Origin of the sequence: Streptomyces chlorus (genome assembly GCF_042655885.1) — a bacterium.
GTDB classification, from domain to species: domain Bacteria; phylum Actinomycetota; class Actinomycetes; order Streptomycetales; family Streptomycetaceae; genus Streptomyces; species Streptomyces chlorus.
The window spans coordinates 14694-39810 of record NZ_JBHSOA010000095.1 but is presented as its reverse complement, the minus strand read 5'-3'; the positions used below and the strand labels follow the sequence as shown (position 1 = coordinate 39810).

At 71.6% G+C, this 25117-nt stretch carries 19 protein-coding genes and 5 pseudogenes; 11 read left to right on the top strand and 13 right to left on the bottom strand.

Annotated elements, in window-relative coordinates; genetic code table 11:
* The first annotated feature begins 226 nt into the window (after positions 1 to 226).
* Both ACFPZI_RS31920 and ACFPZI_RS31915 read left to right on the top strand, forming a co-directional pair.
* Positions 227 to 991: a bestrophin-like domain gene (locus ACFPZI_RS31920; RefSeq protein ID WP_381370557.1), complete on the top strand. Its 765-nt coding sequence runs from the start codon at positions 227 to 229 to the stop codon at positions 989 to 991.
* Positions 992 to 1336: 345 nt separating this feature from the next.
* Positions 1337 to 2023, top strand: a complete 687-nt coding sequence (locus tag ACFPZI_RS31915) for a class F sortase (protein ID WP_381370554.1) — start codon at positions 1337 to 1339, stop codon at positions 2021 to 2023.
* A 56-nt stretch (positions 2024 to 2079) separates the two neighbouring features.
* Here ACFPZI_RS31915 and ACFPZI_RS31910 read toward each other — a convergent pair whose 3' ends face one another.
* Positions 2080 to 2919: a polysaccharide deacetylase family protein gene (locus tag ACFPZI_RS31910; RefSeq protein ID WP_381370551.1), complete on the bottom strand. Its 840-nt coding sequence runs from the start codon at positions 2917 to 2919 to the stop codon at positions 2080 to 2082.
* Between the two features lie 116 nt (positions 2920 to 3035).
* Here ACFPZI_RS31910 and ACFPZI_RS31905 point away from each other — a divergent pair, with 116 nt between their 5' ends.
* Entirely contained in the window at positions 3036 to 3497 is a 462-nt protein-coding gene (locus ACFPZI_RS31905) for a universal stress protein (protein ID WP_381370548.1), read from the top strand.
* A gap of 36 nt (positions 3498 to 3533) precedes the next feature.
* On the opposite strand, the pseudogene ACFPZI_RS31900 reads toward ACFPZI_RS31905, so the two are convergent.
* Together ACFPZI_RS31900 and ACFPZI_RS31895 are read right to left on the bottom strand one after the other, a co-directional pair.
* Positions 3534 to 4226: pseudogene (locus tag ACFPZI_RS31900) on the bottom strand (alpha/beta fold hydrolase); the annotation flags it as partial.
* 77 nt (positions 4227 to 4303) lie between these two features.
* Positions 4304 to 4519, bottom strand: a pseudogene (locus tag ACFPZI_RS31895) (CapA family protein); the annotation flags it as partial.
* 223 nt (positions 4520 to 4742) lie between these two features.
* On the opposite strand from ACFPZI_RS31895, the gene ACFPZI_RS31890 reads away from it, so the two are divergent.
* From ACFPZI_RS31890 to ACFPZI_RS31880, 3 genes are all read left to right on the top strand, one after another.
* A complete protein-coding gene (locus tag ACFPZI_RS31890; RefSeq protein ID WP_381370563.1) occupies positions 4743 to 5288 on the top strand; it encodes a sigma-70 family RNA polymerase sigma factor in 546 nt (181 codons plus the stop codon).
* 136 nt (positions 5289 to 5424) lie between these two features.
* Positions 5425 to 5961, top strand: a complete 537-nt coding sequence (locus ACFPZI_RS31885; protein ID WP_381370545.1) for a hypothetical protein — start codon at positions 5425 to 5427, stop codon at positions 5959 to 5961.
* 151 nt (positions 5962 to 6112) lie between these two features.
* On the top strand, positions 6113 to 6769 hold the full coding sequence (locus tag ACFPZI_RS31880; protein ID WP_381370542.1) for a zf-HC2 domain-containing protein: 657 nt from the start codon (positions 6113 to 6115) through the stop codon (positions 6767 to 6769).
* Between the two features lie 247 nt (positions 6770 to 7016).
* Here the strand turns inward: ACFPZI_RS31880 and ACFPZI_RS31875 are convergent.
* A pseudogene (locus ACFPZI_RS31875) lies at positions 7017 to 7253 on the bottom strand (Fpg/Nei family DNA glycosylase); the annotation flags it as partial.
* Between the two features lie 51 nt (positions 7254 to 7304).
* On the bottom strand, positions 7305 to 9473 hold the full coding sequence (locus ACFPZI_RS31870) for a SpoIIE family protein phosphatase (RefSeq protein WP_381370539.1): 2169 nt from the start codon (positions 9471 to 9473) through the stop codon (positions 7305 to 7307).
* A gap of 176 nt (positions 9474 to 9649) precedes the next feature.
* On the opposite strand from ACFPZI_RS31870, the gene ACFPZI_RS31865 reads away from it, so the two are divergent.
* Together ACFPZI_RS31865 and ACFPZI_RS31860 are read left to right on the top strand one after the other, a co-directional pair.
* The gene (locus tag ACFPZI_RS31865; RefSeq protein WP_381370560.1) at positions 9650 to 11071 is read left to right on the top strand and encodes a lipase maturation factor family protein; all 1422 of its coding nucleotides are present in this window, start codon (positions 9650 to 9652) and stop codon (positions 11069 to 11071) included.
* Positions 11072 to 11601: 530 nt separating this feature from the next.
* Positions 11602 to 12039 carry a VOC family protein gene (locus tag ACFPZI_RS31860; protein WP_381370536.1) on the top strand — a complete coding sequence of 146 codons (438 nt, stop codon included), beginning with the start codon at positions 11602 to 11604 and terminating at the stop codon, positions 12037 to 12039.
* A gap of 61 nt (positions 12040 to 12100) precedes the next feature.
* On the opposite strand, the pseudogene ACFPZI_RS31855 reads toward ACFPZI_RS31860, so the two are convergent.
* Together ACFPZI_RS31855 and ACFPZI_RS31850 are read right to left on the bottom strand one after the other, a co-directional pair.
* Positions 12101 to 12244 (bottom strand): annotated as a pseudogene (locus ACFPZI_RS31855) (GNAT family N-acetyltransferase); the annotation flags it as partial.
* Between the two features lie 62 nt (positions 12245 to 12306).
* Positions 12307 to 12480 (bottom strand): hypothetical protein, encoded by a 174-nt coding sequence (locus tag ACFPZI_RS31850; RefSeq protein WP_381370533.1) that lies wholly within the window; start codon positions 12478 to 12480, stop codon positions 12307 to 12309.
* A gap of 486 nt (positions 12481 to 12966) precedes the next feature.
* Between ACFPZI_RS31850 and ACFPZI_RS31845 the strand changes: the two genes are divergently transcribed.
* On the top strand, positions 12967 to 13419 hold the full coding sequence (locus tag ACFPZI_RS31845) for a hypothetical protein (RefSeq protein WP_381370530.1): 453 nt from the start codon (positions 12967 to 12969) through the stop codon (positions 13417 to 13419).
* A 31-nt stretch (positions 13420 to 13450) separates the two neighbouring features.
* Here ACFPZI_RS31845 and ACFPZI_RS31840 read toward each other — a convergent pair whose 3' ends face one another.
* From ACFPZI_RS31840 to glgA, 5 genes and pseudogenes are all read right to left on the bottom strand, one after another.
* Positions 13451 to 14962, bottom strand: a complete 1512-nt coding sequence (locus ACFPZI_RS31840; RefSeq protein WP_381370527.1) for an SDR family NAD(P)-dependent oxidoreductase — start codon at positions 14960 to 14962, stop codon at positions 13451 to 13453.
* Between the two features lie 148 nt (positions 14963 to 15110).
* Entirely contained in the window at positions 15111 to 16580 is a 1470-nt protein-coding gene (locus ACFPZI_RS31835; RefSeq protein ID WP_381370524.1) for a wax ester/triacylglycerol synthase family O-acyltransferase, read from the bottom strand.
* 315 nt (positions 16581 to 16895) lie between these two features.
* Positions 16896 to 17269: pseudogene (locus ACFPZI_RS31830) on the bottom strand (glycoside hydrolase family 2); the annotation flags it as partial.
* Between the two features lie 332 nt (positions 17270 to 17601).
* The gene (gene glgC, locus ACFPZI_RS31825) at positions 17602 to 18822 is read right to left on the bottom strand and encodes a glucose-1-phosphate adenylyltransferase (protein WP_381370521.1); all 1221 of its coding nucleotides are present in this window, start codon (positions 18820 to 18822) and stop codon (positions 17602 to 17604) included.
* A gap of 52 nt (positions 18823 to 18874) precedes the next feature.
* Positions 18875 to 20026, bottom strand: coding sequence for a glycogen synthase (gene glgA / locus ACFPZI_RS31820; protein ID WP_381370519.1), 1152 nt, complete (start codon positions 20024 to 20026; stop codon positions 18875 to 18877).
* A gap of 316 nt (positions 20027 to 20342) precedes the next feature.
* Between glgA and ACFPZI_RS31815 the strand changes: the two genes are divergently transcribed.
* Positions 20343 to 21617, top strand: coding sequence for a DMT family transporter (locus ACFPZI_RS31815; RefSeq protein WP_381370516.1), 1275 nt, complete (start codon positions 20343 to 20345; stop codon positions 21615 to 21617).
* Here the strand turns inward: ACFPZI_RS31815 and ACFPZI_RS31810 are convergent.
* Positions 21607 to 22956, bottom strand: a complete 1350-nt coding sequence (locus ACFPZI_RS31810; protein WP_381370513.1) for a transglycosylase family protein — start codon at positions 22954 to 22956, stop codon at positions 21607 to 21609. The two genes, ACFPZI_RS31815 and ACFPZI_RS31810, sit on opposite strands and share 11 nt — an antisense overlap.
* Positions 22957 to 23338: 382 nt before the next feature.
* Between ACFPZI_RS31810 and gndA the strand changes: the two genes are divergently transcribed.
* Entirely contained in the window at positions 23339 to 24778 is a 1440-nt protein-coding gene (gene gndA / locus ACFPZI_RS31805) for an NADP-dependent phosphogluconate dehydrogenase (protein WP_381370510.1), read from the top strand.
* The last annotated feature ends 339 nt before the right edge of the window (positions 24779 to 25117 follow it).

Sequence of the window (25117 nt, the reverse complement as noted above, 5' to 3'; positions counted from 1 at the left end):
GGCCGTCCCCACGCCCACCCCGCGCCCGTCCGTGACGCCCGTGCACTACCCCCGGTATCGCGCGGCACCCCCGGTCAAGCGGCCGTCCGGCGGCGCCACGTCACCGCTCACCTTCGTCCTGCTCATCACCATGCCCGCGGTCGTCGCCATCGCCGCACTCCGGCCCCGCTGAGCCTCATACCCGCCTGTCCCCGCCGAACCCGACAACCCGCTGTGGAGGCACCTCTTGCCGGAATGGCTTGTTCTCACCCTCGCGATGCTGGCCGTCTGCGTCGTGGTGGTCGTCATCACCCTCGTACGTCACCGCGCGGCCCCCGACGACGAGGACCCCAGCGAGACCCCGGACGTCATCGAGTACATGACGATGTGGATCGGCGTGGTGTACGCCATCGTCCTGGGCCTGGCCATCGCCGGCGTCTGGGAGGGGCGCAGTGCCGCCCAGGACCATGTGCGGGCGGAAGCGGCGGCGCTGCACGAGATCTCGGAGCGGGTACGGATCTATCCGGCCGACATCCGCGACCGCATTCGGGGCGATGTCAACGCCTATGTCGGACACGTCGTGACCACCGAGTGGCGCGCTATGGCCGACGACGGACAGGTCACCGAGCGCGGGACAGAGCTGCTCGACCGGGTCCGCCGGGACGTCACCGACTACGAACCGGCGACGGATTTCGAGGCCCAGGCCTATCAGCCGCTCGTCGACCAGGTGTCCGCCGCCGACCAGGCCCGCGCGGCCCGTGCGGAGTCGACCGGGGAGACCATGCCGGGCGTGGTGTGGTTCGGGCTGATCGGCGGCGCGGTCGTCACCATCGGGATGATCTTCGCGCTGCAGATCCGGCGCACCCGGCGTGAGCTGATCCTCGCCGGACTGTTCTCGGCGCTGATCGCCTTCCTGCTCTTCCTGATCTGGGATTTCGACGCGCCGTTCAGCCGTGGGCTCGCCGCGTCGGCCGATCCGTTCCGCCTCCTGTTCCCCGGCATCGGGAGCTGACCGGCCCGCACCACGGTTCCGGTCCCGGGGACGTGCGCCACGCCGCGCGCGTCCCCCTCCCGCCACATCGATGGTCCCCCGTACGGCCCACAGGAGTGACCCGTTCGCGCGACTGCGATCGCGCCGCCCGGTGCGGCGGCGGCCCGCCCGGATCCCTGCTTTCGGGTATCGCCGCAGGACACGGTCCGTCAGAGGATCTTCGTTCGGCGGCACCCCGGATGGCTTACCGATCAGCGCCCGGCCACCCGTTCGCCCTTGCCCCGTCGCCGGTTCCGTGCGCCGCCTCTAGCGTTTCTGCCATGCACGAGTGACATGGCGACGGCCGTGTCGAGAGGGGAAAAGCGAATGTCTGCTTTCGAACCGGCCGAATTCGAAAGGGAGGCGCGGCGGAAGAGGCGTGTCCCGTGGGGTGTGATAGCGCTGGTTCTGCTCACCGGCCTCGCGCTCATCCGGAATGGTTCGGGGGAGTTCGACGAAGGGCCGCCGCAGCCCGCCGGGGCTGCCGCCGCGGACAGCAGGGTGCCCGGTGCCACCGTGGCCACGGCCACGGCCACGGCCACGGCGGTGCAACCGCTGCCGTACTCGGTTCCGGGCCGGGTCCGGATTCCGGCGATCCAGGTGGACGCACCGGTGATGGCGGTGGGTCTGGACGCGGAGGGGCGGGTGGACGCGCCGCCGCCCGAGGACCCCAATCTGGCGGGCTGGTTCACCGGTGGGGTCGCTCCCGGGGAGAAGGGCACGGCGGTCGTGGTCGGCCATGTCGACAACCATCTGGGCCCGGCCGTCTTCTACGGGCTCGGGGCTCTGACAAAGGGCAATCACGTCGAGGTCGAGCGCGAGGACGGAAAGGCCGCGGTGTTCGAGATCTACGGCATTGAGGTTTTCGCGAAGAAAGATTTTCCCGGTGACCGGGTCTACAACTCGAAGGGCTCGCCGGAATTGCGGGTCATCACCTGCGGTGGCGGTTTCACCCAGCAAGACGGTTACGACGGGAACGTCGTCGTCTTCGCCCGCCTGGCCGAGGTCCGCTGAACAGCCGGCCCCGTCCGGGCGGGCGGACGGGGCCGGCCGGACGGGGCGGCCCCCGCTCAGACGTAGTGCCGCCGGGGCACCGTGACCTGGTAGCCGGAGGCCAGCAGTTCGGGCAGGTAGTCGCGCAGGGCCCGCACGCTCTGGGAGCGGTCGCCCCCGGCGTCGTGCGAGAGCACCACGACCCCGGGGGCGGCGCCGTTCTCCACCCGGTCGACGATGGTGCGGGTGCCGGGGCTGATCCAGTCGAGGGTGTCCACGGTCCAGGCGAGGGGTTCCATGCCCAGTTCGGCGCCGAGTTGGAAGGCGGCGCGGTTCCAGGCTCCGTAGGGCGCGCGGAACCACTGGGGGCGTTCGCCGTACTCCTTCTCGATGATGTCGCAGGTGCGTTCCATCTCGGAGCGGATCCTGCCGCGGGTCAGGCGGGTGAGCAGGGGGTGGGACCAGGTGTGGTTGCCGACGACGTGTCCCTCGTCGGACATACGGGCCAGCAGGTCCTTGTTGTAGGAGACCATTTCCCCGCACACGAAGAACATCGCGCGGACGTCGTACGCCGCGAGCGTGTCGAGGATGTCCGGGGTGTAGCGGGGGTCGGGTCCGTCGTCGAAGGTCAGCACCATGGTGTTCCCCCGCCCGGAAACACGCAGCAGTGGTGCGCTCCGCACCGGGGTTCTGCCACGGGCCGTCCTGGGCGGGCCGTAGCCGGTGAGGGGTCTGAGGCGGTACGCGGAGGACTTGAGCGGGAGGCCGGCGGCCTGGGCTCCGGCGGCGGGCGTGGTGGGGCGTGCCGCCTCGGTGCTGACGCCCGTCCCAAGGAGTCCGGCCGCGCCGGCCGCTCCCACGACGGCGGCGCCGGTGAGCAGCGCCCGGCGCCGCGTGAGCAACTGATCTTTCTGCATGACTCATCCGTCGCCCGCCCGGCGACGGGTGAACTCAGCGACACCGGTGCGGCGGGGCGTTTCCACCCGCTCGGCCCAGTGCTGCCGCCGTACGGGCGCCCGATAGCCTCGGCGCCGTGACGGAGAAGCGCTCGACGCAGTTCGAACGGGGCACGGACGGCCCGAAGGTGATCGTGGTCGGAGTGGACGGCTCCGACACCTCCCTGCGGGCGGCGGCCTACGCCTCCGGTATGGCCCGGCGGCAGCACGCGTTGCTCGCCGTCGTGTACGTGCAGCCGGTGCTGGCGGCGGGCGCGGCGCTCGGGGCGCCGGTGGCGGAGACCACGGACGAGATCGCCGAGGACCTGGTGAGGCAGGTCAGGGAGGCATCCGAGCAGGTCCGGGGAGTGTTCGACTTCCGCTGGGAGTTCCACACCTTCCGCGGCGACCCGTACAACGGCATGGTGAAGGCGGCGGACGACCTCAAGGCGGACGCGGTGGTGGTGGGCGCCTCGGAGCAGGCGGGCCACCGGTTCGTGGGGTCGGTGGCGGTCCGGCTGGTGAAGGCGGGGCGCTGGCCGGTGACGGTGGTGCCGTAGGTACCGCCGCGTCAGAAGGTGCGCGGGAAGGCGGCGTCAGAGGGTGCGCAGAAAGCTGAGGAGGATCTCGTTGAAGACCTCGGGCTGCTCCCTGCACGCGTAGTGTCCCGCCCCCTCGATGGTGGCGGAGCGGCCGTCGCGTACACCGCGGACGAGACGCTCGGCCGCCGCGGTCGGATCGGCGGGTTCGAGTGAGCCGTTGACCGCGAGCACCGGCACGTCGATCGTCGGCACGCGGTCCCAGGTGCCGGTGACGGGGACGCGCCGGTCCTTCTCGTCCGGGGTGTGCTTGGAGATCGTGTGCAGCGCCATCTCCCGCAGCCGGCGCGGGATGTCCGGGTCGACGCCGTCGATGCCGCGGTGCTCGCCCGGTGCGACCCGCACGAAGGCGTTCAGCCAGCCCTCGACATCACCGGCGCCCAGCGTGCGGGCGAACTCGGCCTGGATCCAGCGGGTCCACGGATCGGTGTACTCGAACTCGCTGGTGGCCGCCCCGCAGGGAACGACCGCGCGCACCGGATCCGGATGTTCGAGAACGGTGTCGGTCGCGATGGCGCCGCCCATCGACACGCCGACCAGGACCGCGGGCCCCGCGTCGAGGTGGCGCAGCAGGGCGGCGAGGTCGTCCGCCCAGCGGAAGGGTTCCATGACGTTGGCGGAGGAGCCGTGGCCGCGTACGTCGGGCGCGATCACCTGGCGGTGGGCGGCGAGGGCCGGAATCTGGAGATCACCCAGGTGCCGTTGATCTTCTCGTACGCCTGCGGGGCGTGGGCATGGGTGCCGGGGATCAGGTCGATGTCGGGGCGGTGGCCGGTGCGGGCCGCGTCGAAGCGGGCACGGTCGATGACCGAGCCGTGCGGCAGCACGTCCCCCGAGGCGACCAGGGTGAAGCCACGGTCCCGCACGACCGAGGCACCCGGATGGCCGGATTCCGGTGGTCGGTGCTCCCGTGCCTGCCAGGCGGCGCCCGCGGCGAGGACGACGGTGAGGGCCAGGGCCACCTGCCCACTGCGTGCGATCATCACTTCACCCCGGTATGTGGCGTTCCACTGCCATATTTACTGGTAAACAGATAAGAATCACTTTCTGCATGCCCGGTGTTCCGACACGCCGTTCAGGCCGTCCGGCGTGCGCGAACCGTCACCCGGACCGTTCGTCGAACCGTTCGCCGACGCGATCGACCGTCCGCCGCACGCCTGCGTGCGCGCCCTGTCCCCGAAGAGCGCCGTACGTTGCCATACCGCCATGACGGCCGGAATGACACTCACGAACGGGACAACCGCCGAGCACGAACTCGCCGCCCTGCAGCGCGAGCACGGCCGGCCTCTCTTCGCGCTGCTGCTCCGGCTCTGCGACGGGGACCGGCAGCGCGCCGAGGATCTCGTTCAGGAGACGCTGGTACGGGCCTGGCAGCATCCCGAGGTGCTGCGCGCCGACGACTTCGACTCCGTACGGCCCTGGCTGATGACCGTGGGCCGGCGGCTCGCCATCGACGCACGGCGGGCCCGGCAGGCCCGGCCGCCCGAGGTGGGCGACGCGGCGCTGGAGAACGCGCGGGTGATCTCCGACCATGCCGAACGGGCCGCGGCGGCGCTCGATGTCCGCCAGGCCGTGAAGACGCTCACTCCGGAACACCGTGAAGTCCTGGTGCTCGTGTACTTCCAGGGGGCGAGTGTGGCGGAGGCCGCGGCGGCGCTGGGGATACCGCCCGGTACCGTGAAGTCCCGCGCGTACTACGCGCTGCGCGCTCTGCGCCGGGTGCTTCCGGGATACGCCGCCGACCTGCGGTGAAACCGGCGGCCAGGTCAAACCTCCGTAAAGCGCCTTGCCGACGACCCCTGTTGAGTAATCGGCTGTCCTCATCCGTGCTGCGGACCGGGGGCCCGGGTTCGGGCGACGCGCACGTACCGGAGGAAGGCTGGAAGGAATGCCGCACAGAGGTCAAGAGAGCACCGACGGCACGGGCGACGGCGAACTGACCGTCCCCATGGCCTGGTTGTACGCCGAGTACATCGCCGACGAACTACTGCGCAGCGGCGACCTGATGCCGACGACGTCCTTCGAGTTCCGGGCCGGCCGGGACGCGCTGGCACTGACCGTCTTCCTGTCCGACACCGACGGCGAGCTCTCCGGCATCCGGGTGATCACCCAGCTGGAGACCTGGCTGTCGCTGACCGCGTACGACCAGCCGTGGCAGGAGTGGGTGCACAAACGCCTGGCGGACCTGACCGCGGACGCCGCCGCCATCCCCGCGACCACCGCCGGCCGGACCACGGCGGATCCCGACCTGGAACTCGCCCGGTCGGCCTGGCGCTGGCTGCAGGAGACGGAGCTGCTCGCCCCCGATCTGAACGCGGTGCCGGGCGGCGCCGCGGGGGCCGGGGAGGACGAGGGGCCAAAGGTGTGGACGCCCGCGTGGCAGCTCGGCCTGCCGCTCGGGCACCTCGCCATCCACCTCTTCTAGCCTTCCGGCGAATCGGACCAATCCGCGGGCCGGAGGGCTCCGAACCCTTTGGTTACGATTCGGCATGCGGCTTGAGTGAATCGACTGCCTGGTGCGTACCGGTGGGAGCAACGAGTAACCCCACCCACACCCAACGGTACGAGGATTCGGCATGAGGTCCCTGGAAAGGCATCGCGACGTCGGCGCGTACGCGCTCGGCGTGCTGGACGAGGCGGAGGCCTTCCGCTTCGAGGACCACCTCATGGAGTGCCCCAGCTGCGCTGCACAGGTGACCGAATTCGGTGCGACGACACGGCAGTTGATGCTGTACCGGCGCTCCACACCGCCGCTGACGCACCCGATGCCCAAGCCGGGCCCGAGGATGCTCGACCGGCTGCTGTCCGAGGTGGCGGGACGGAACCGGGCGGTGCGCCGTCGGCTGCTGTTCGCGCTGGCGGCCTCGGTGGTGCTCGCGATGACCGCGCCGGCGCTCGCCATGATGTCCTCGGGCGGCGGTGAGCAGGCGCCCGAGAGCATCGCGGCGGCCGATGAGCGGTCCGGGGTGTGGGCGGAGATCACGACGGCGGACGAGGACTGGGGCAGCCGGCTGGAGCTGAAGGTCAAGGACGGGGCGGGGCCCCGCGTCTGCCGGCTGGTGGTGGTCGGACAGGACGGCTCCGAGGAGACCGTGACCAGCTGGAACGTGCCCCGTCACGACGCCCGCCCCAACATCATGACAGGCGGCTCCACCCTGCGCAGCGGGCAGGTCGAGCGCTACGAGCTGCGCTCCTCGGACGGCGAGCACCTGGTGACGTTGAAGCCCCGGTGACAGTGGGGAGCCCCGCGGTCATCCGCCCCGGCACCGCCCGGACACGAGCTCACCTCACCGGACGCGGGGTCACTTCAGCCTGAATCCACCGACGAAAACCGGACCCGAGCAGCCTTGGTCCAGGTCAGCGGCCCGATTGAGCCGTTCCGCGCCTTCACCTCTCAGGTGAAGATCGACTACCACCCGAAGGACTGGTTGACCTGGGAGGACACAGTCTTCCCTCCATGATCATCGGTGGATCCAGGCTCAGCAGTCGGGAGAGTCTGCGGTCCGCCAGGGGTTTGCCCCCGGTCCGGCAGGTGGGGCAGTACTACAGCGAGGAGGCGCTGAACGCGACCTCGCGGGCGGTGTCATCGCATACCGGGCGCGTCTCCCCGGTGTGGCCGTGGACCCGCAGACCGCTCTTCCTCCCGGCCTTCGGCCTTCTGACGGCGAGCCCGTGCGCGCGCTCGACCGCGTCGGTGAGCGTGGTCCGCGATGCCTCGGCCTCGGGAAGTTCCGGCATACGTCCAGAGTGCCGCCCGGACCGGGCCGTTCAGCGGGAGCCGCGTCCCGTGCCGTCGGCGTCGCCGGGGCCGGGGCTGTGGTCGTGCTCCGCCGGGTCCGTGGGGTCCGTGAAGGCGAAGGCCCTGGTCACCGAGAACTCGCCCCACACGCATTTGCCGCCGCCGCGTGCCTCCACGCCCCACTCGTCCGTGAGTATCTCGACGAGGAGCAGGCCTCGCCCCGAGACGCCCGACTCCCCCGCCTCGCGGCGGCGCGGCAGGGCGCTGGAGGAGTCCGCGACCTCCACGCGCAGCCGCCGCTCGCCGCCGACGAGGACCCTGAGGGTGACGACGGCGGACCCTTCGGTGTGCATCAGCGCGTTGGTGATCAGCTCGTCGGCGACCAGTTCGATCTCGTCGGCGCGGTTCCCGGCACCCCAGGCACCGACCCCGGCACGGACCATGCGCCGGGCCTCGGTGAGGGCCTCGGGATCGCCGGGGGCCACGTGCTGCTGGAGCCGGCCTCCCGCGCGCGGGCTGTCCGGCGGGCGGCGGCGCAGCAGGAGCAGGGCCACGTCGTCCTCCCCGCCGCGCTCCTCGGCCACGTCGATGAGCCGGTCGGCCAGCTCGCGTACGTCCTCGGGGCCGGTGGTGACGAGCGCGGAGAGGGTCTCGATGCCGTCGTCGAGGTCTGCGCCGGGCTGCTCGACCAGACCGTCGGTGCACAGCAGCAGCACGTCGCCGGGATCGAGCTCCATCGTCCCGACCGGGTAGTCGAGCCGGTCGAACTCGGCGGACAGGCCGAGCGGCAGCCCGCCCGGCACGTGGACGCGGTGGCAGACGCCGTCGGCACGCCGGACGAGTGGGTCGAGGTGGCCGGCCCGGACCATCTGGAGGACGCCGGTGGACAGGTCCGCCTCGGCGTACAGGCAGGTCGCGGAGCGGTCGGTGTCGAGTTCGTGCAGGAAGACGGAGGCGCGGGCCATCACGGTGGCCGGCGGGTGTCCCTCGGCGGCGTAGGCGCGCAGCACGATGCGCAGCTGGCCCATGACGGAGGCGGCGTGGGTGTCGTGGCCCTGGACGTCGCCGATCACGGCGCCGACACGGCCCCCGGGCAGCGGGATCAGGTCGTACCAGTCGCCGCCGATGTCCCGGCTGAGGCCACCCCCGGTGCTGGCCGCGCGGTAGCGGACGGCGACGTCGGCGCCGGGCACGCTGGGGATGGTGCGGGGCAGCATGGCCTGCTGGAGTCCCTGCGCGAGGTCCATCTCCTGCTCGTAGAACATGGCCCGCTGCATGCTCTGCGCGATGCTGCTGCACAGGGCGACGAGGATGTTGCGCTCCTCGGGGGTGAAGCCGCGCCGGTCGCTGTAGAGCAGGCCCATGGCGCCGATGGGGCGGGTCTGGACAATGAGCGGCAGGTAGGCCGCCGAGGTGATGTGCAGGTCGGTGAGGTGCGGCCACAGTACCGGGTAGCGCTCGGCGAACTCCTGTGGCGACTCGATGAAGCGCGGGCTCAGGGTCCGTACGGCCTCGCTCATCGGGTACTGCTCGTCGATCCGGGTGATGCGGGTGCCCGGGACGAAGCTGTCGGCGGGCCCCTCGGCGACCAGCCGGATCCGGCCGGCCTCGACCAGACCCATGACAAGGCTGGTGGCGCCCAGATGGGTGAGGCCGTGAGTGTCCTTGACGACGTCGATGACGTCCTGCACGGTGCGGGCGTGGGCGAGGGCGGCCGTGGTGAGCTGGACGATGTTGGTCTGCTGGCGCAGGGCGTCCTCCTCGGCGTCCTGCGCCCCTCTCGCCTCACTGTCGCCGAGTTCCTCCGTGGCGTCCCGGACGACGCCGAGGATGCGGTGGGGCAGCCCGGCCCCGTCCCGGCGGATGTAGCCGTGGATGTGGGTCCGGCGCAGGGTGCCGTCGCGGCGGCGGACCCGGAAGTAGACGCCGTAGTTCTCGCTGCCGTCCTTCAGGGCCTGCGAGACGGCGGTGTCCAGGCGCACGATCTCGGCGGGCGGGATCCGGGTCACCAGCGTGTCGGGATGGCCGGGTTCGTCGGGGCGCAGGTCGAAGATGTCGCGGGCCTGGGCGTCCATCAGCATCACCCGGGTGTCCAGGTCCCAGTCGAACCTGCCCATGTGGTTGAGCGCCAGGATCGGATCCGGATGGTCCGGCCAGTCGTCCGGGAGTGACAGGGCGTTCGCTCCCCGATCAGCCATGGACCCACCTTGTCAGGGTTCATCCGATTCTTCGACCGGTGCCGTCCCCGGAGTCTCCGGGACGGCTTCGGCCGTTCCGGGTATACGGAGAGTCACAGGGAAGGCGGACAGCGACGGCGGCCAAAGGACGGCAGGCAACCAGGGGCGGACAATGGGCGGGGAGGGAGCGCATGGCCGTGGAGTGGTTCACCGCATCCGACTACTGGCTGAGCCGGCTGGTCTTCCAGCGGGCGCTGGCCGGGCTGTACCTGATCGCGTTCCTGACGGCGGTGCTGCAGTTCCGTGCGCTGATCGGCGAGCGCGGAATGCTGCCGGTGTCCCGGTTCGTGGAACGGACCCCGTTCGCGCGGGCGCCCGGCCTGTTCCATCTGTACTACTCGGACCGGTTCTTCGCGGGCTGCGCCTGGACGGGCTGCGCGGTGTCGGCGGCGCTGCTCGCGGGGATGGACTCCTGGCTTCCGCTGGGGGCCGGGATGCTGCTGTGGCTGGTGCCCTGGGTGCTGTATCTGTCGATCGTCAACGTCGGGCAGACCTGGTACGCCTTCGGCTGGGAGTCGCTGCTGCTCGAGGTCGGCTTCCTCTCGGTGTTCCTCGGCAACGACGAGGTGGCCCCGCCGGTCGTCGTGCTGTTCCTGCTGCGGTGGGTTCTGTTCCGGGTCGAGTTCGGCGCGGGGCTGATCAAGATGCGCGGCGACGCGTGCTGGCGGAAGCTCACCTGCCTGGACCACCATCACGAGACCCAGCCGATGCCGGGGCCGCTGAGCTGGTTCTTCCACCATCTGCCGAAGCCGCTGCACCGGGTCGAGGTGGCCGCGAACCATGTCACCCAGTTGGTCGTCCCGTGCCTGCTGTTCGCTCCGCAGCCGGTCGCCACGGTCGCCGCCGCGCTGATGATCGTCACGCAGCTGTGGCTGGTGCTGTCGGGCAACTTCTCCTGGCTGAACTGGATCACGATCGTGCTGGCCCTGTCGGTGGTCGCGTTCCCCACCGCTCCCCCGGAGACGGCCGACGCCCCGCTGTGGTACGTGGTCGTCGTCCTCGCGGTGTCCGCGCTGCTGCTCGCCCTCGGCTACCATCCCGTGCGCAACATGCTCTCCCGCCGCCAGGTGATGAACCGGTCCTTCGACCCGCTCCACCTGGTCAACACCTACGGGGCGTTCGGCAGTGTCAGCCGAATCCGGTACGAGGTGGTGATCGAGGGCACCGCGGACCGGACGCCCCGGAAGGACGCGGACTGGCGGGAGTACGAGTTCCGGGGCAAGCCGGGGGATCCCCGGCACTGGCCGCGTCAGTTCGCGCCGTACCATCTGCGGCTCGACTGGCTGATGTGGTTCGCCGCGCTGTCGCCGTCCTACGCCGGGCCGTGGTTCGGCGCGCTGGTGGAACGGCTGCTGGAGGGCGACCGCGACACGCTGCGGCTGTTGCGCCGCTCCCCCTTCCCGCCGAACGCGCCGCCCCGGTACGTCCGCGCCCGGCTGTTCCGCTACCGGTACACGAGCTGGCGCGAGCTGCGGGAGACGGGGGCGTGCTGGGAGCGGACGTACGTGCGCGAGTATCTGCCGCCGACCCGGCTGGCGGGGGCGGTTCACAGGCCGTAGACGCGGGTGGCGGTGGCTCCGAGGACCTCCTGCCGTTCGGCGACGTCGAGGTCCACGGCCGGTCGCGGACGGACAGATCCCGAGCCCACGCCCAGGACGCCCGACGCACCGAGCAGCCGAACGGCGACACCGGACCTTGACGATGCTCAGGGTTGACCACAACGGGCACCTTCGGCCCGCGTCCACCGGACTCAGATCCCGACCTTCGACAAACCTTCGTCCTCTGAAGATCACCCTGTGAGACCGCCCAGACCCCGCAGGGCCTCCTCGCGGTCCGGTCCGCCCGGGTGTTGCGGTGATCAGCGGCGTGCGCCTATCGTCGGCCGGGTGACTGCCGGGTCGGCCTTGGGCCACACACGAAAGACGCTCCCGGCCTCGGCGTGAGCCAGGCGGGGATGTCCCCGCTCACGCCCGGCCCAGGGCAGGGCATCGCCCGCGCCCCGCCCTCCTCTCCGCGTTCCTTTCCCCGCTTCCCGCCGCGCCCCGCGCGGCATACCCGACGGAAACCGACACCCGGAGACGAACCAGCCATGCCCGACGCACTCGGCGCGCCCATCACACCTGCCGCACCCGAACCGCCCACCACAGCCGTCCAGTTGAACCACACCGCCGTCCTCGCCCGCGACCGCCGCCTGTCGGCCGAGTTCCTCGCCGTGATCCTGGGGCTGGAGGTCGGCGCCCCCTTCGGCCCGTTCCTGCCCGTCGACCTGAGCAACGGCGTGACCCTCGACTACTACGAGCAGCGCGACGAGCCCATCCAGTCGCAGCACTACGCGTTCCTCGTCCCCGAGGATCAGTTCGACGCGATGATCGCCCGCCTGGAGGCGGTCGGGGTCACCTATTACGCGGACCCGAACCACACCGAACCCGGCAGGATCAACCGCCTCTTCGGCGGTCGCGGCGCCTACTTCGACGACCCTGACGGCCACAACCTGGAGATCATGACCCGGCCCTACGCCCGCCCCTGAGCGGGGCCGCCGGCCTGGTCGCCGCGCCCGGTACATGACGTGCGGCCCGACCCGTCCGCGCCTTCGCCGGGTTCATCCACAGGACCCGGGCGTCCTCCTCGGAGGGGTCCGGGTCCCAGGTGTACGTCTCGCCCGTGACGACGATGCGGCGCCAGGGCGGCCGGATGCGCGGCCAGTCGTCGGTGCCTGCCTCCCTGATCGGCATGGACGCGCGTCCGGCACACTCCCGCACCCGGCGATCACACGGAGCGCGGGGCGGCACCGGTCTCAGTCGACGCTGGGCAGGATGTGGGGCTCGGCGAGATCTTCCTCGTAGCCCGCCAGACGGATCGGGGCCGACCGGGCCCACACGTCGAGGCTGCCGAGCTGGCCCGCCAGGCGGCCCGCACGCTCGGGACGTTCCTTGACGGGCTGATCCATATTGGTCTTCTCCGGTGTCACCGCGCACTCCTTATGTGTCGGTCACCCTCGGGACGTACCGCGCCGGTCCTGCCGCGTCCGCGTCGTACGTCCGCTCGGGCATGATGCGAAAGCCGTTCGGACGCGGTGGCGCCGGTTGATCGTAGGAGAGCAGGCCCTTGTGAAGTGGCGTGTCCCATGACGGACCGGTGGGTGCGGGTAGGACCCTTTACTGCTGTCCGTCCGCCTCAGATTAACCACATGAGCGGGCCCCTGCTCGATGGGGCTGAAAACTCGCCGTAACGATCACGTGTCGGACTGTGCCCATTTCACTCCCATATCCCCCTGATTCCTCCTGATTCCTCCTGGGGGCCGCTACCACCGATCACTCGATCGGACTACAGGGGTGTCCGCGCTTTCGAGAAGGCCGCATGGTCATGGCGCAGTTCAGGTCCTGTTGGCCGACACGCAAGCTCGTCATGTTGTGCTGCCGTACGGCAAACGGTTGTCTTCCAGGAGGACCGGCGCATGGAGCTGCGCAGTGTCGAGGAGCTGATGGACCTGCTGTACGCCTGTCGGGGCGCCCGGGACATCCCGGTTCCCGGCGGGGCCCCGGTCGACGCGTACGACCACGCGTTGCGCACCGCCGCACTGCTGCGCCGGCAACGCCCCGCCGACAAGGAACTTCAGGTGGCGGGCCTGGTCCGGCCGGTCGGCCGGCTGCTGCAGCCGGCCGAGCCCGCCACGCGGGCCGACCGGACCGCGGACGCGGTGCGCGCGCTGCTCGGCGAGCGGGTGGCGGGGCTGGTCCGCCGCCGGCCCCGGCACGGTCTCCAGGGCGAGGAGGACGACCTCCTCGCCCTGCGCACGGCGGACGAGGAGGCCCGCAGCGCCTGCTTCGATGCCGGGATCCTGGAGGACTGGCGCACCGTGCTGGAGCTGCTGGCGGCGCGCAACTCCCGGCTCGGCGCGGTGGAATGACTCCCCCGCCGCCGGTCGCCGGGCGGCCGCGTCACCACCTGCCGGGCACGTAGTCCTTCAGGAAGACGCCGTACAGGTCCTCGCCCGCCTCGCCGCGCACGATGGGGTCGTAGACGCGGGCCGCGCCGTCGATCAGGTCCAGCGGGGCGTGGAAGCCGGCGTCCGCGAGGCGGATCTTGTCCGGGTGGGGACGCTCGTCGGTGATCCAGCCGGTGTCGACGGCCGTCATCAGGATGCGGTCGTTGTCGAACATCTCCTGGGCGCTGGTGCGGGTGAGCATGTTCAGTGCGGCCTTGGCCATATTGGTGTGCGGGTGACCCGCGCCCTTGTAGCCGCGGTCGAAGACGCCCTCCATGGCGGAGACGTTCACGATGTACGTCCGCTTCGCCGCCGTGGCCGCCATCGCCGGACGCAGCCTGCTGATGAGCAGGAACGGCGCCGTCGAGTTGCAGAGCTGGACCTCGAGCAGTTCGACCGGGGTGACCTCCTCGACGGTCTGCACCCAGCTGTTGGTGTCGTGCAGGTCCGGGACCAGGCCGCCGGCGTCGATCGCGGTGCCCGCCGCGATCCGCTCCAGGGAGGCCGAGCCGGAGACCAGGGCCAGGCCGGTGACGTCCTGCGCGGTGAGCGCGCCGGAGCCCGCGACCGGGAGCTCGGCCACCGCGCCGGAGCCGAAGCCGCCGATCACCTCGGCGGCGGGCAGTTCACCGGCGGGCAGCGGCGCGGACTCGGCGGCGACCAACTCGCTGTAGGCCTGCGGGGAACGCCGTACGGTCTGTGCGGCGTTGTTGATCAGGATGTCCAGCGGACCGGCGGCGGACACCGAGTCGGCGAGCGCGACGACCTGGGCCGGGTCCCGCAGGTCGATCCCGACGATCTTCAGCCGGTCGATCCACTGGTCGCTGTCGGGCTGGGCCTTGAAGCGGCGGACGGCGTCGTTCGGGAAGCGGGTCGTGATCGTGGTGTGGGCGCCGTCGCGCAGCAGCCGCAGCGCGATGTACATGCCGATCTTGGCCCGGCCGCCGGTGAGCAGCGCGCGCTTGCCGGTGAGGTCGGTGCGGGCGTCCCGGCGGCTGCGGTTCTCGTCGGCGCACTCCTGGCAGAGCTGGTGGTAGAAGTAGTCGACCTCGACATACCGCTGCTTGCAGATGTAGCAGGAGCGGGGGCGCTGGAGTATCCCCGCGACGGTGCCCTCCTCGGTACGGGACGAGGGCAGGATGCCTTCCGTCTCGTCGTCGATGCGCTCGGCGGACCCGGTGGCGGTGGCCTCGGTGACCGCCTTGTCATGGGCGGTCTTGGCGGCCCGGCGCTCTTGGCGGCGGCGCTGCTTGACCGTGCGGTAGATGTGCGAGGTGGCGCGGCGGACCTTGATCGCGTCCGGGTGGTCGACGTCGAGTGTGTCGAGTTCCGCGAGCACGTCGAGGCACACGGCCAGCCGCTCCGGGTCGATGCCTGGCCCGTGTGCCACCACGGCCTCGTGCGCCACGGTGTCCCCGTGGACCATCGTGTCCGTGGCCCGGGGGCCGTCCTCTGTCACCGTCATCGCCGTTGCCGTTCCTGGTCTGCCGTGGCGGCGCTCCGGTCGCGCCCGCTGTCGAACGGGCGATTTTACGGAGCGCCGGGCCTTAGCACCAAACCCGTAACGGCCGGTGGTCAGGGGCACACACGAGGGTGGGCACGGTGGCGGCTGGTCAGGGGTCGCACGCGGTGAGGAGCGTGTCCACCTCCTCGGTCACGGCGCCGGCGAGCCGGTCGAGATCGGGGACGGCGGCGCCGTCGGCGACCAGCCCGTAGTGGACGTGTCCGCGGTAGGTGGAGACGGCGACTGCCAGGGAGTGTCCGGGCGCGAGCGGCGCGAAGGGGAAGACGGCGCCGAGCGGGTCGCCGCCGAGCCGCAGTCCGAAGCCGGGCAGCGGCACGCTGGTGACCAGGACGTCGAACCAGAGCCGGGCCGCCCGGCCGACCAGGGGTCCACCGAGCCGGTGGCCGAGCGGCGGTACGTGGTCGGCGAGCAGGGCTACGGCGCCCGCGCCCCGGTTCGGGCCGGCGTCCTTGTTGCGGTCCATGGCGGTGCGCACCAGGGCGAGGCGGGCGAGCGGGTCCGCCTCGTCGACCGGAAGCCGTATCAAGTAGCCGGAGAGCCGGTTGCCCTGAGGATACGCGGTGCGCGGGCGGCGCCGGGAGACGGGGACGAGGGCACGCGGGGCGACGCCCTCGCTGCCGTCGCCGCGCTCGTCGAGCCAGCGGCGCAGGGCGCCGGCGACGACCGCGATCAGCACGTCGTTGACGGTGCCGCCGACGCTCTTGCGGATCCGGTGCACGTCGTCGAGGTCGAGGACCACCCCGGCGGTGCGGCGGGTGCCGCTGGGTTCGCAGGTGAGCGCGGGCGACGAGCGCATGTCGAGGGTGGAGCGGGCGACACAGGTGCCGATGTCCAGGGCCCGGCCCGCGTCGGACAGGGCTCCGCGGACGAGTTCGGGCACCTCGCGCACGTCCGGGAGCAGTCCGCGCGGAGGCTCGGCGGGGCGCGGCCGGGGGGTGGGCAGGTCCATCGGGTCCATCAGGGCCGCGGCGAGGGTGAGGGCCCGCAGTCCGTCGGCGAGGGCGTGGTGGAACTTGAACAGGACGGCGAAGGAGACTCCGTCCTCCCCCGGCAGCACATGGGCCTCCCAGGGCGGCCGGGTGCGTTCCAGGGGGCGCCCCATGAGGCGGCCCGCCGCCGCGTGGAAGTCGGTGGCGGGGGCGTGCAGCCGGACGTGGTCCAGGGGATCGAAGCCGGGGTCGGTCTCCCGCTCGGCGCCGCCGAAGGCGAGCGGACGGCGCAGGGCCGAGGTGAGCGGTCCGCGCAGCGCGGAGCCGAACGGCCGGCGGAGCGCGGAGCCGAACGCGGCGGTGAGGGGGCGGCGCAGGGTCGACAGGGAGGAGAAACCGGACAGGGAGGACAGGGAGGGGCGCACGGGCAGGGGCTGCCACACGTCGCGGATACGCATGCGCAGTCCGGGAACGGCGGCGGCGCGGGCGGCGAGCAGATCCGCGGCGTGGGCGCCCGCGGTGGGCGAACGGGCCGAGAAGACCCCGAGGGCACCGAGATGCATGGGGTGATCGGCGGACTCGATGTTCCAGAATGCCAGGTCGAGAGGAGCGAGCAGGTCTGCGTTCACGGGCTTGCCTCGCGTCGACGACGGGGTGGACCAGCAGTCAATCGCCCGCGACCGATTACGGTCAAGTACGATCCCGCCACACACAGTTAACATCAGATTGCGCCTCCACCCCTCCCGCGGCTCGACGGGAGGGGCGGGACTCAGAGGGCGGACGGAGTCACCGCCACACTGCCGGAACCTCCCGACGTGGCGTCAGAAGGCGTTCCCGAAGCGGCATATGAGGTGAAATCCGGCATGGCACCCGGGGTGGGACCCGGAGCGGTATCCAGGATGACGAACGCCACCCGGACGGGCGCGGGCCGCCGGAGGAACCGCTCACCGCGCGGCGCCCTTGGCCGGACACCCCGCGGGCTGCGCCCGGGACGCGTCCCGGATCAGGGCGTCGTGGGCGGCCTTCACCCGGGCGACGTCCGGCTTCAGCACCCGCCGGTCGTAGGTGAGCAGGCCGTTCAGCTCGCCCTCCACGTCCGAGATCTGCGTGTACACGGCGCCGTTGCCGCCCCGGCAGACCAGGGCTCGTACCTCGTCGAGCTTGGTGAGGTAGTCCTCGGTGTACGCCTCCGGGTCGACGTCGACGTACGACTGCTGCACGGCCCAGGCGTGACCGGGCACCGCGAGGCCGAGGCCGCCGTACTCACCGGTGACCAGGGCGCGCGTCCGTCCGGGCACGGCGGGAGCGCCGGGCTCGGTCCAGCGCAGGTGGAGGTTGGAGCCGCCGTAGCGCTCGAAGTACTCGACCTTGATGCCGTGGGCCCGGCCGGCGGTCAGCTCGACCGGCTCGGCACCCTGTTCGTGTACTCGGCCCCGCTGTTCGTGTGCTCGGACCCACCGTTCTGCGCACTGCTCTTTGTTCTTTTTTGTGCGTTGTTTTCGACTGTACAACGTTGTCACGAACAGCACTTGGCATAACAGCACGGATTCCGCCGCTCGTCCAGGAACATGACAAAGGCCCCGGTGGTCGCGCCGACCGGGGCCCGTCCCTTCCGTACCACCGCCCCTGTCCTGCGGACAGGGGCGGGTGCTACGGCACCAGTTGTCCCTTGCCGAGGGCGATCACTCCGCCCTTGGACACTGTGTACAGCTCCGCGTCCCGCTCCGGATTGACACCGATGGTCGCACCGGGCGGTACCTCCACGTTCTTGTCCAGGACGGCACCACGCACCACCGCGCCCCGCCCGATGTGGACGTTGTCGTGCAGCACCGAGCCCTGGACCACGGCCTCCGGATCGATCACCACACCCGGTGACAGCACGGACCGGGTGACCTGGCCGCGGATCAGGCAGCCGGCACTGATGATGGACTCGCTCGCCATGCCGCCGGCGTTGAACCGGGCCGGCGAGAGCTGGCCGGAGTGGGTGTAGACCGGCCACTGGCGGTTGTAGAGGTTGAAGGCGGGGCGCTCGGCAATCAGGTCCATGTGTGCCTCGTAGTAGGCGTCCAGCGTGCCGACGTCCCGCCAGTAGCCCTGGTCGCGGCTGGTCTCGCCGGGCACGTGGTGGGAGCTGAAGTCGTAGAAACAGGCCTCGCCCCGCTCGGTGAGCTGGGGCAGGATCGAGCCGCCCATGTCGTGCACCGAGTTCTCGTCCTCGGCGTCCCGCTGGAGAGCCTCGACGAGGGCCTTCGTGGTGAAGATGTAGTTGCCCATGGAGGCGAACACGCGCTGGGGATCGTCGTCGAGGCCGGGAGGGTCGGTGGGCTTCTCCAGGAAGCGGTCCACGCTCCGGCCGTCCGAGCCCGGGGTGATCACACCGAAGGCGGTGGACTCCGAGCGCGGCACCCGGATCCCGGCGACCGTGACGCCGGCGCCGCTCTCGATATGCTGGGCGAGCATCTGGCGCGGGTCCATGCGGTACACGTGGTCGGCTCCGAACACCACCACGTGGTCCGGCTGCTCGTCGTGGATCAGGTTCAGCGACTGCAGGATCGCGTCGGCGCTGCCCAGGTACCAGTGAGGGCCCAGGCGCTGCTGGGCGGGGACCGGGGTGACGTAGTTGCCGAGCAGGCTGGACATGCGCCAGGTGGTGGTGATGTGCCGGTCCAGCGAGTGCGACTTGTACTGCGTCAGCACGCAGATCCGCTTGATGTCACCGTTGACCAGGTTGGACAGGACGAAGTCGACCAGGCGGTACGTGCCGCCGAAGGTGACCGCCGGTTTGGCGCGGTCCGCCGTGAGAGGCATCAGGCGCTTGCCCTCGCCGCCCGCCAGCACGATTCCCAGGACCGAAGGACCACCACGACGCATGGCCGCTCCCCTCACTCCGAATTTCCCCATCCCTGCCCCTGGGCGGGGACGGCTAAGCCTGTTTTCGGATCTCCTCGTAGAGCAGGACCGTACGGCGGGCCACCGCGTCCCAGCCGAATTCGCCGACCGCCCGCTCCCGCCCGGCCTCGCCCATCCGCCGGGCGGCGTCCGGGTCGCCGAGGACCGAGTCGAGAGCCCGCGCGAGGCCCTGCTCGAAGGTGTCGTCCACCGGGACGAGTACCCCGGTCACACCGTCCTCCACAACCTCGGGGATCCCACCGGTCCGTGAGGCCACCACGGGCGTGCCGCAGGCCATCGCCTCCAGGTTGACGATGCCGAGCGGCTCGTACACCGACGGGCACACGAACGCGGCGGCGTGGGTGAGCAGCTGGATCACCTCCGGACGTGGCAGCATCCGCGGGATCCAGTGCACGCCCGCGCGCACCCGGCTCAGCTTCTCGTACAGCTCACGGAACTCCCGCTCGATCTCCGGAGTGTCGGGGGCGCCCGCGCAGAGCACGACCTGCGCGGCCGGATCGATGCCGCGCACCGCCCGCAGCAGTTGAGGCACGCCCTTCTGCCGGGTGATGCGGCCTACGAACAGGACGTACGGCCGGGACGGATCGAGGCCGATCCGGTCCAGCGCTTCGGTGCCGGGGTCGGGCCGGTACAGCCGGGTGTCGATGCCGTTGTGCACGACGTGCACCCTGGCCGGGTCGAGAGCCGGGTAACAGCCGAGGATGTCCTCGCGCATGGCCGCGGAGACGGCGATCACCGCGTCGGCGGCTTCGACGGCGGTGTGCTCCGCCCAGCCCGACAGGGCGTAACCGCCACCCAGCTGCTCCGCCTTCCAGGGGCGCAGGGGTTCCAGGGAATGGGCGGTCATCACGTGCGGGATGCCGTACAGCTCCTTGGCGAGGTGGCCGCCGAGGTTGGCGTACCAGCTGTGGGAATGGACGAGTTCGCGGCCCTCGAGCGCCGCGGCCATGGCGAGGTCCACGGAGAAGGTGCGCAGCGCGTCGTTGGCGCCGTCGAGGGCGGACCAGGGGCGGTGGCGCCGCACGCCGTCGGTGCGGCCCTCGCCCCAGCAGTGCACCTCCAGGTCCACCAGGGGGCGCAGTTCCCGGGCCAGGAACTCGACATGGACGCCCGCGCCGCCATACACGTCCGGCGGGTACTCCCGGGTCAGTAGTCCCACTCGCACCCGCGGACCCCCTGTCTGAGCGGACGTTGCCCTCATGGTCACGCAGATGGGGCTCGCGCGGAAGAGCGTGGGGCCTGGACCAGGAAGCGGGTGGTGCCGGGATTACCGGGCCCCTAGGGGAGCCATCAGGGCAGTCCGCCCCCGGGTGCCCACCCAGGGTATGACGGGGGCGTCCTCGTACTCCATCGGCAGTAGGACTCATTGAGTGCTCAGGGACGACGACGGGAACACCGGAACACGGCATCGTGTTGTTCATGAAAGCCGACCGTTCGCCGCACCGGGGCCGACGCCCCGACCTCACGCAGGGGAGCTGCCGATGAGCGCCCTCGCGTTGTCCGTGCTGCTGTCGTTCGTCTCCGCCGTGGCGTACGCGGGCGGAGCGATCGTGCAGGAGCAGGTCGCGGTGTCCTCACCCCGTGAGCAGTACGCGCCGCTGCGCCGGCCCGGCTGGTGGGCGGCGGTCGCGCTGAACGGCCTCGGCGGTCTGCTGCACGTGGTGGCGCTCGCCTACGGCCCGCTGAGTCTGGTCCAGCCGCTGGGCGCGCTGACGATCGTGTTCGCGCTGCCGATGGCGGCGCTGCTCGTCGGCCGCAGGGCAGGAGCGACGGCGTGGCGCGGCGCCCTTATGGCGGCCGTCGGACTCGCCGGCCTGCTGTCCCTGGTCGGCGCGTCCGACGCACAGTCCCTCGGCACCGGCCAGCGGGTGGCGGCGGCGCTGGCCACGGCCGTCGCGGTCGTCGCCCTGATGGTCGCGGCCCGGACCGTGCAGCGGCACCCGGCGGTGCGCGGCATCCTGCTCGCCGTCGCCTCCGGTATCGCCTTCGGCATGTCGTCCGTCTTCACGAAGACCGTGGCGGTGGACTGGACCGACGGTGTCTCGGCGGGGGACGTGCCGTCCCTCGCGGTGATAGGTGTGCTGGCCACGGCCGGCCTGCTGCTCTCCCAGGCCTCCTACCGGGGCGCCGGACTCGCGGCTCCGCTGGCCACGCTGACGGTGGTGAACCCGGTGGTCGCGGCAGCGGTCGGCATCACGATGTTCGGCGAAACCTTCCGTTACGGCGCGACCGGCACGGCGCTCGCGCTGAGCTGTGGCGTGGTGGCGGCCGGCGGTCTGATCCTGCTGACGACGGAGCGGCTGGCGCGCGAGCAGCCTCAGCATGCGGAGAGCGTCGGTGCGGGCTCCCCGGGCTCCCCCGTGGCGCGGGTTGGCTCGGTGATCGCCCCGGTCGCCCCGGAGGCTGCGGTTGCTCCGGAGGTGGAGGTCGCGATGGCGGGAGCGGCGCCTGTCGGACGGTCCGTAGAGGCAGTGGGGGCGGTGAGGGATGTGGACGTCCTGGAGCCTGCGGGGTCCATGGGGGCCGGCGCCGATGCGCCGTCCGACTCGGTCGAGCGACTGCTGCGCTCCGAGCTCGCCCGGGACGTACGCGTACGGGTGCCGGCCCCGGCGGCCTCGCCCTCCGCCCCGGCGGCCGTGGCGGAGGGCGAGGCCGCGGAGCCGTCGCTGCCGGTATTGGCGTACGCGCCCTTCTACGGCGGCTCGTACGTCCCGATGCCCGTGCAGGACCGGCACCGCATACGCGTCACATCCTGACGCCGCCCGCCCTCAGGTAGGCGACCGGGTCGATGTCCGATCCGAAACCGGGCCCCGTCCGCACCTCGAAGTGCAGATGCGGGCCCGAGCTGTTGCCCGTCGAGCCGGACCGGCCGATGCGCTGGTCCGCGGTGACCGCCTGGCCGCTCCTCACCGAGATCGCCGACAGGTGGGCGTACTGGCTGTAGCGGCCGTCGGCGTGCCGGACCACCACCTGGTAGCCGAACGAGCCCTCCCAGCCGGCGCTGACGACGGTGCCCGGCGCGACCGCCTTCACGGACGTGCCGGTGGGCACGGGGAAGTCGACACCGGTGTGGTAGCCCTTCGACCAGGAGGAACCGGCCTTGTGGTACGGCGTGCCCAGGGGGGCGGCGACCGGGGCCACGCGCGTGCCGCTCTTCTGGGTGGTGCGGTCCGCCCGTTCCTCGGTGCGCTGCGAGGGAGCTTCCTTTTCCGGCGCCTTCTTTTCCGGCGCCTTCTTCTCCGGCGCCTTCTTCTCCGGTGTCTTGTTCTTGGGTTTCCTGTTCTTGGAGCCTGTGTCCGCGGGCTTGGGGGCGGGGCGGGCCGGCGCGGCCTTCCCACCGGGCAGGGTGAGCCGCTGGCCGGGCAGGATCAGATCCGGGTCGGCGCCGACGGTCGCGCTGTTCGCTTTGTACAGGCCGCGCCAGCCTCCCCGTACCTGCTCCTCCTCCGCGATGCCGGAGAGGGTGTCGCCGTGGAGCACGGTGTACATCTCGGCGCGGCCCGCGCGGGACTGGGGCGTCTTCTGCGGTTTGACGTCCTCGACGGTGGTGGCGCCTGTACCGCTCCTGCCACCGGCCTTCGCGTCCGGCTTCGCGTCCGGCTTCGCGTCCGTCCTCGCGTCCGTCCTCGCGTCCGTCTTCGCGCCGGTCCGGATGTCGCTCTTGGCCTCGGTGCTGCCGGAGCGGCCGGCGGCCGGGCGGATGTCGGGGGTGTCGCCGCCCCGGGTCAGCCCGGCCCGCTGCGAGCACACCGGCCAGGCGCCGGGGCCCTGGCCGTCCAGGACCTTCTCGGCGACGGCGATCTGCTGGTCCTTGGTGGCCAGGTCCGCGCGCGGCGCGTACCGGGTGCCGCCGAAGGCCTCCCAGGTGGACTGGGTGAACTGAAGTCCGCCGTAGTAGCCGTTGCCCGTGTTGATGTCCCAGTTGTCGCTGGACTCACACGCGGCGACCTTGTCCCAGGTGTCCACGTCCGCCGCCTCGGCGACGCCGGTGCCCAGGAGGGGAAGCGCCATTCCGGCACCACCCGCGGTGACGGTGAGTGAGGCGCGGTTGATCCTGTTCGGCTGATACCGGCGATGCCGGCCGCGCACGGCCATGGAGCCCCCTCGACAATGCGTCAGAAGTGGCCAAAGTAAGCGCTGCGAACCGGCCGTGACAAGACGGCTATCGGACACGCGGATGCGCCAAGTGGCCGGTAATTTTCGCCCGTTGCGCCCCGCTTGGCGCCGTCGTGCGGCATGCTCTCGCCTGGGCGCGTCGCGTACGCGGGGCGCGTACGCGTGTGCCGGACGGCTCGGATGAGTACGAAGGGGGTTCCCGCCCGTATGTGGCTGCGGGATGTCGTACGACCCGCGCGTGCGGACGGAGTAGCGGCACGTCAGGATGGTCAGAATGGGTCGACGGCGGGGCCGGCGCGCAGCGACCGGCAGCACCGACACCCCGGCAGTACCGATACCAAGGTCACTAGGAGCCAACCCAATGAGCAGTTCAGCGCAGATCGGCGTCACAGGTCTCGCGGTCATGGGCCGCAACCTCGCGCGCAACTTCGCCCGCAACGGCTACACGGTCGCGGTGCACAACCGGACGGCGGCGCGCACGCATGCGCTGGTGGAGGAGTTCGGGCACGAGGGCAGCTTCGTGGCGGCCGAGACGGCGAAGGAGTTCGTGGCGGCGCTCGAGCGTCCGCGGCGGCTGGTCATCATGGTGAAGGCCGGTGAGCCGACGGACGCGGTGATCGAGGAGTTCGCGCCGCTGCTGGAACCCGGCGACATGATCATCGACGGTGGCAACGCCCACTTCGCCGATACCCGGCGCCGCGAGCGCGCTCTGCGGCAGCAGGGCCTCCACTTCGTCGGCACTGGCGTCTCCGGTGGCGAGGAGGGCGCGCTCAACGGACCGAGCATCATGCCGGGCGGCTCGAAGGAGTCGTACCAGTCGCTGGGCCCGATGCTGGAGAAGATCTCGGCGAAGGCGGCCGACGGCGCGCCCTGCGTGACCCACGTCGGCCCCGACGGCGCCGGGCACTTCGTGAAGATGGTGCACAACGGCATCGAGTACGCCGACATGCAGCTGATCGGCGAGGCGTACCAGTTGCTGCGCGACGTCGCCGGGTACGAGCCCGCGCAGATCGCGGACATCTTCCGCACCTGGAACACCGGCCGGCTGGACTCGTACCTGATCGAGATCACGGCCGAGGTGCTCTCCCACGTGGACGCGGCCACGGGCAAGCCGTTCGTCGACGTGGTGGTCGACCAGGCGGAGCAGAAGGGCACGGGGCGCTGGACCGTGCAGATCGCCCTCGACCTGGGTGTGCCGGTGTCGGGGATCGCGGAGGCGGTGTTCGCGCGTTCGCTGTCGGGGCACGCTGCGCTGCGCGATGCCTCGCGCGGGCTGGCGGGTCCGACGGCCGCACCGCTCGGCGAGGCGGAGGCCGCGGCGTTCGCGGACCGGGTGGAGCAGGCGCTGTACGCGTCGAAGATCGTGTCGTACACGCAGGGCTTCCACGAGATCGCCGCGGGCAGTGACGAGTACGGCTGGGACATCGACCTCGGCGCGGTCTCCGCGATCTGGCGCGGCGGGTGCATCATCCGCGCGGCCTTCCTGGACCGTATCCGCGCCGCGTACGACGCCCGTGCCGATCTGCCGAGCCTGCTGTCGGACGAGACGTTCGCGCGGGAGATCGCCGACGCGCAGGACGACTGGCGCGAGGTGCTGATCGCCGCGACCCGCCAGGGCGTACCGACCCCCGGTTTCGCCGCGGCCCTCGCCTACTACGACGCCCTGCGAGCGGAGCGCCTGCCGGCCGCGCTCACCCAGGGACAGCGGGACTACTTCGGCGCGCACACCTACCGGCGCACGGACCGCGACGGATCGTTCCACACGCTGTGGGGAGACGACCGCAGCGAGGTCTCGGCGTAGCCGGAGAAAGCGTGACGGGTGCCCACCGGTCCTGACCGGTGGGCACCGCCCGCGGCACGCCCGGCACGGGGCGGTGGACGGCCTCACGGTCGTCCACCGCCCCGTGTTGTCGGCCCGGGTGCACTGTGTTCCCAGGTCGCCCGACTCGGCCGCCGGGTCAGGTGAGCGGCGGGCCGGGTTCCGGGTTCGGGACCGGTTCGGGACCCGGGGGGATCGGCGAGGGGGACGGTCCGGGCGGCCCCGGCATGGGCGGCGGACCGGGAACGGGCGGCCCCGGCGTGGGCGGCGGACCGGGAACGGGCGGCCCCGGGGCAGGCGGGCCCGGTGTCGGCGGCGGAG

What these genes read in the sequence shown, in the direction of transcription:
- ACFPZI_RS31915 (WP_381370554.1), top strand. Translation starts at nt 1,337, where the DNA reads ATGTCTGCTTTCGAACCGGCCGAATTCGAAAGGGAGGCGCGGCGGAAG.
- ACFPZI_RS31910 (WP_381370551.1), bottom strand. Translation starts at nt 2,919, where the DNA reads ATGCAGAAAGATCAGTTGCTCACGCGGCGCCGGGCGCTGCTCACCGGC.
- ACFPZI_RS31890 (WP_381370563.1), top strand. Translation starts at nt 4,743, where the DNA reads ATGACGGCCGGAATGACACTCACGAACGGGACAACCGCCGAGCACGAA.
- ACFPZI_RS31885 (WP_381370545.1), top strand. Translation starts at nt 5,425, where the DNA reads ATGCCGCACAGAGGTCAAGAGAGCACCGACGGCACGGGCGACGGCGAA.
- ACFPZI_RS31880 (WP_381370542.1), top strand. Translation starts at nt 6,113, where the DNA reads ATGAGGTCCCTGGAAAGGCATCGCGACGTCGGCGCGTACGCGCTCGGC.
- ACFPZI_RS31870 (WP_381370539.1), bottom strand. Translation starts at nt 9,473, where the DNA reads ATGGCTGATCGGGGAGCGAACGCCCTGTCACTCCCGGACGACTGGCCG.
- ACFPZI_RS31860 (WP_381370536.1), top strand. Translation starts at nt 11,602, where the DNA reads ATGCCCGACGCACTCGGCGCGCCCATCACACCTGCCGCACCCGAACCG.
- ACFPZI_RS31845 (WP_381370530.1), top strand. Translation starts at nt 12,967, where the DNA reads ATGGAGCTGCGCAGTGTCGAGGAGCTGATGGACCTGCTGTACGCCTGT.
- ACFPZI_RS31840 (WP_381370527.1), bottom strand. Translation starts at nt 14,962, where the DNA reads ATGACGGTGACAGAGGACGGCCCCCGGGCCACGGACACGATGGTCCAC.
- glgC (WP_381370521.1), bottom strand. Translation starts at nt 18,822, where the DNA reads ATGCGTCGTGGTGGTCCTTCGGTCCTGGGAATCGTGCTGGCGGGCGGC.
- ACFPZI_RS31815 (WP_381370516.1), top strand. Translation starts at nt 20,343, where the DNA reads ATGAGCGCCCTCGCGTTGTCCGTGCTGCTGTCGTTCGTCTCCGCCGTG.
- ACFPZI_RS31810 (WP_381370513.1), bottom strand. Translation starts at nt 22,956, where the DNA reads ATGGCCGTGCGCGGCCGGCATCGCCGGTATCAGCCGAACAGGATCAAC.
- gndA (WP_381370510.1), top strand. Translation starts at nt 23,339, where the DNA reads ATGAGCAGTTCAGCGCAGATCGGCGTCACAGGTCTCGCGGTCATGGGC.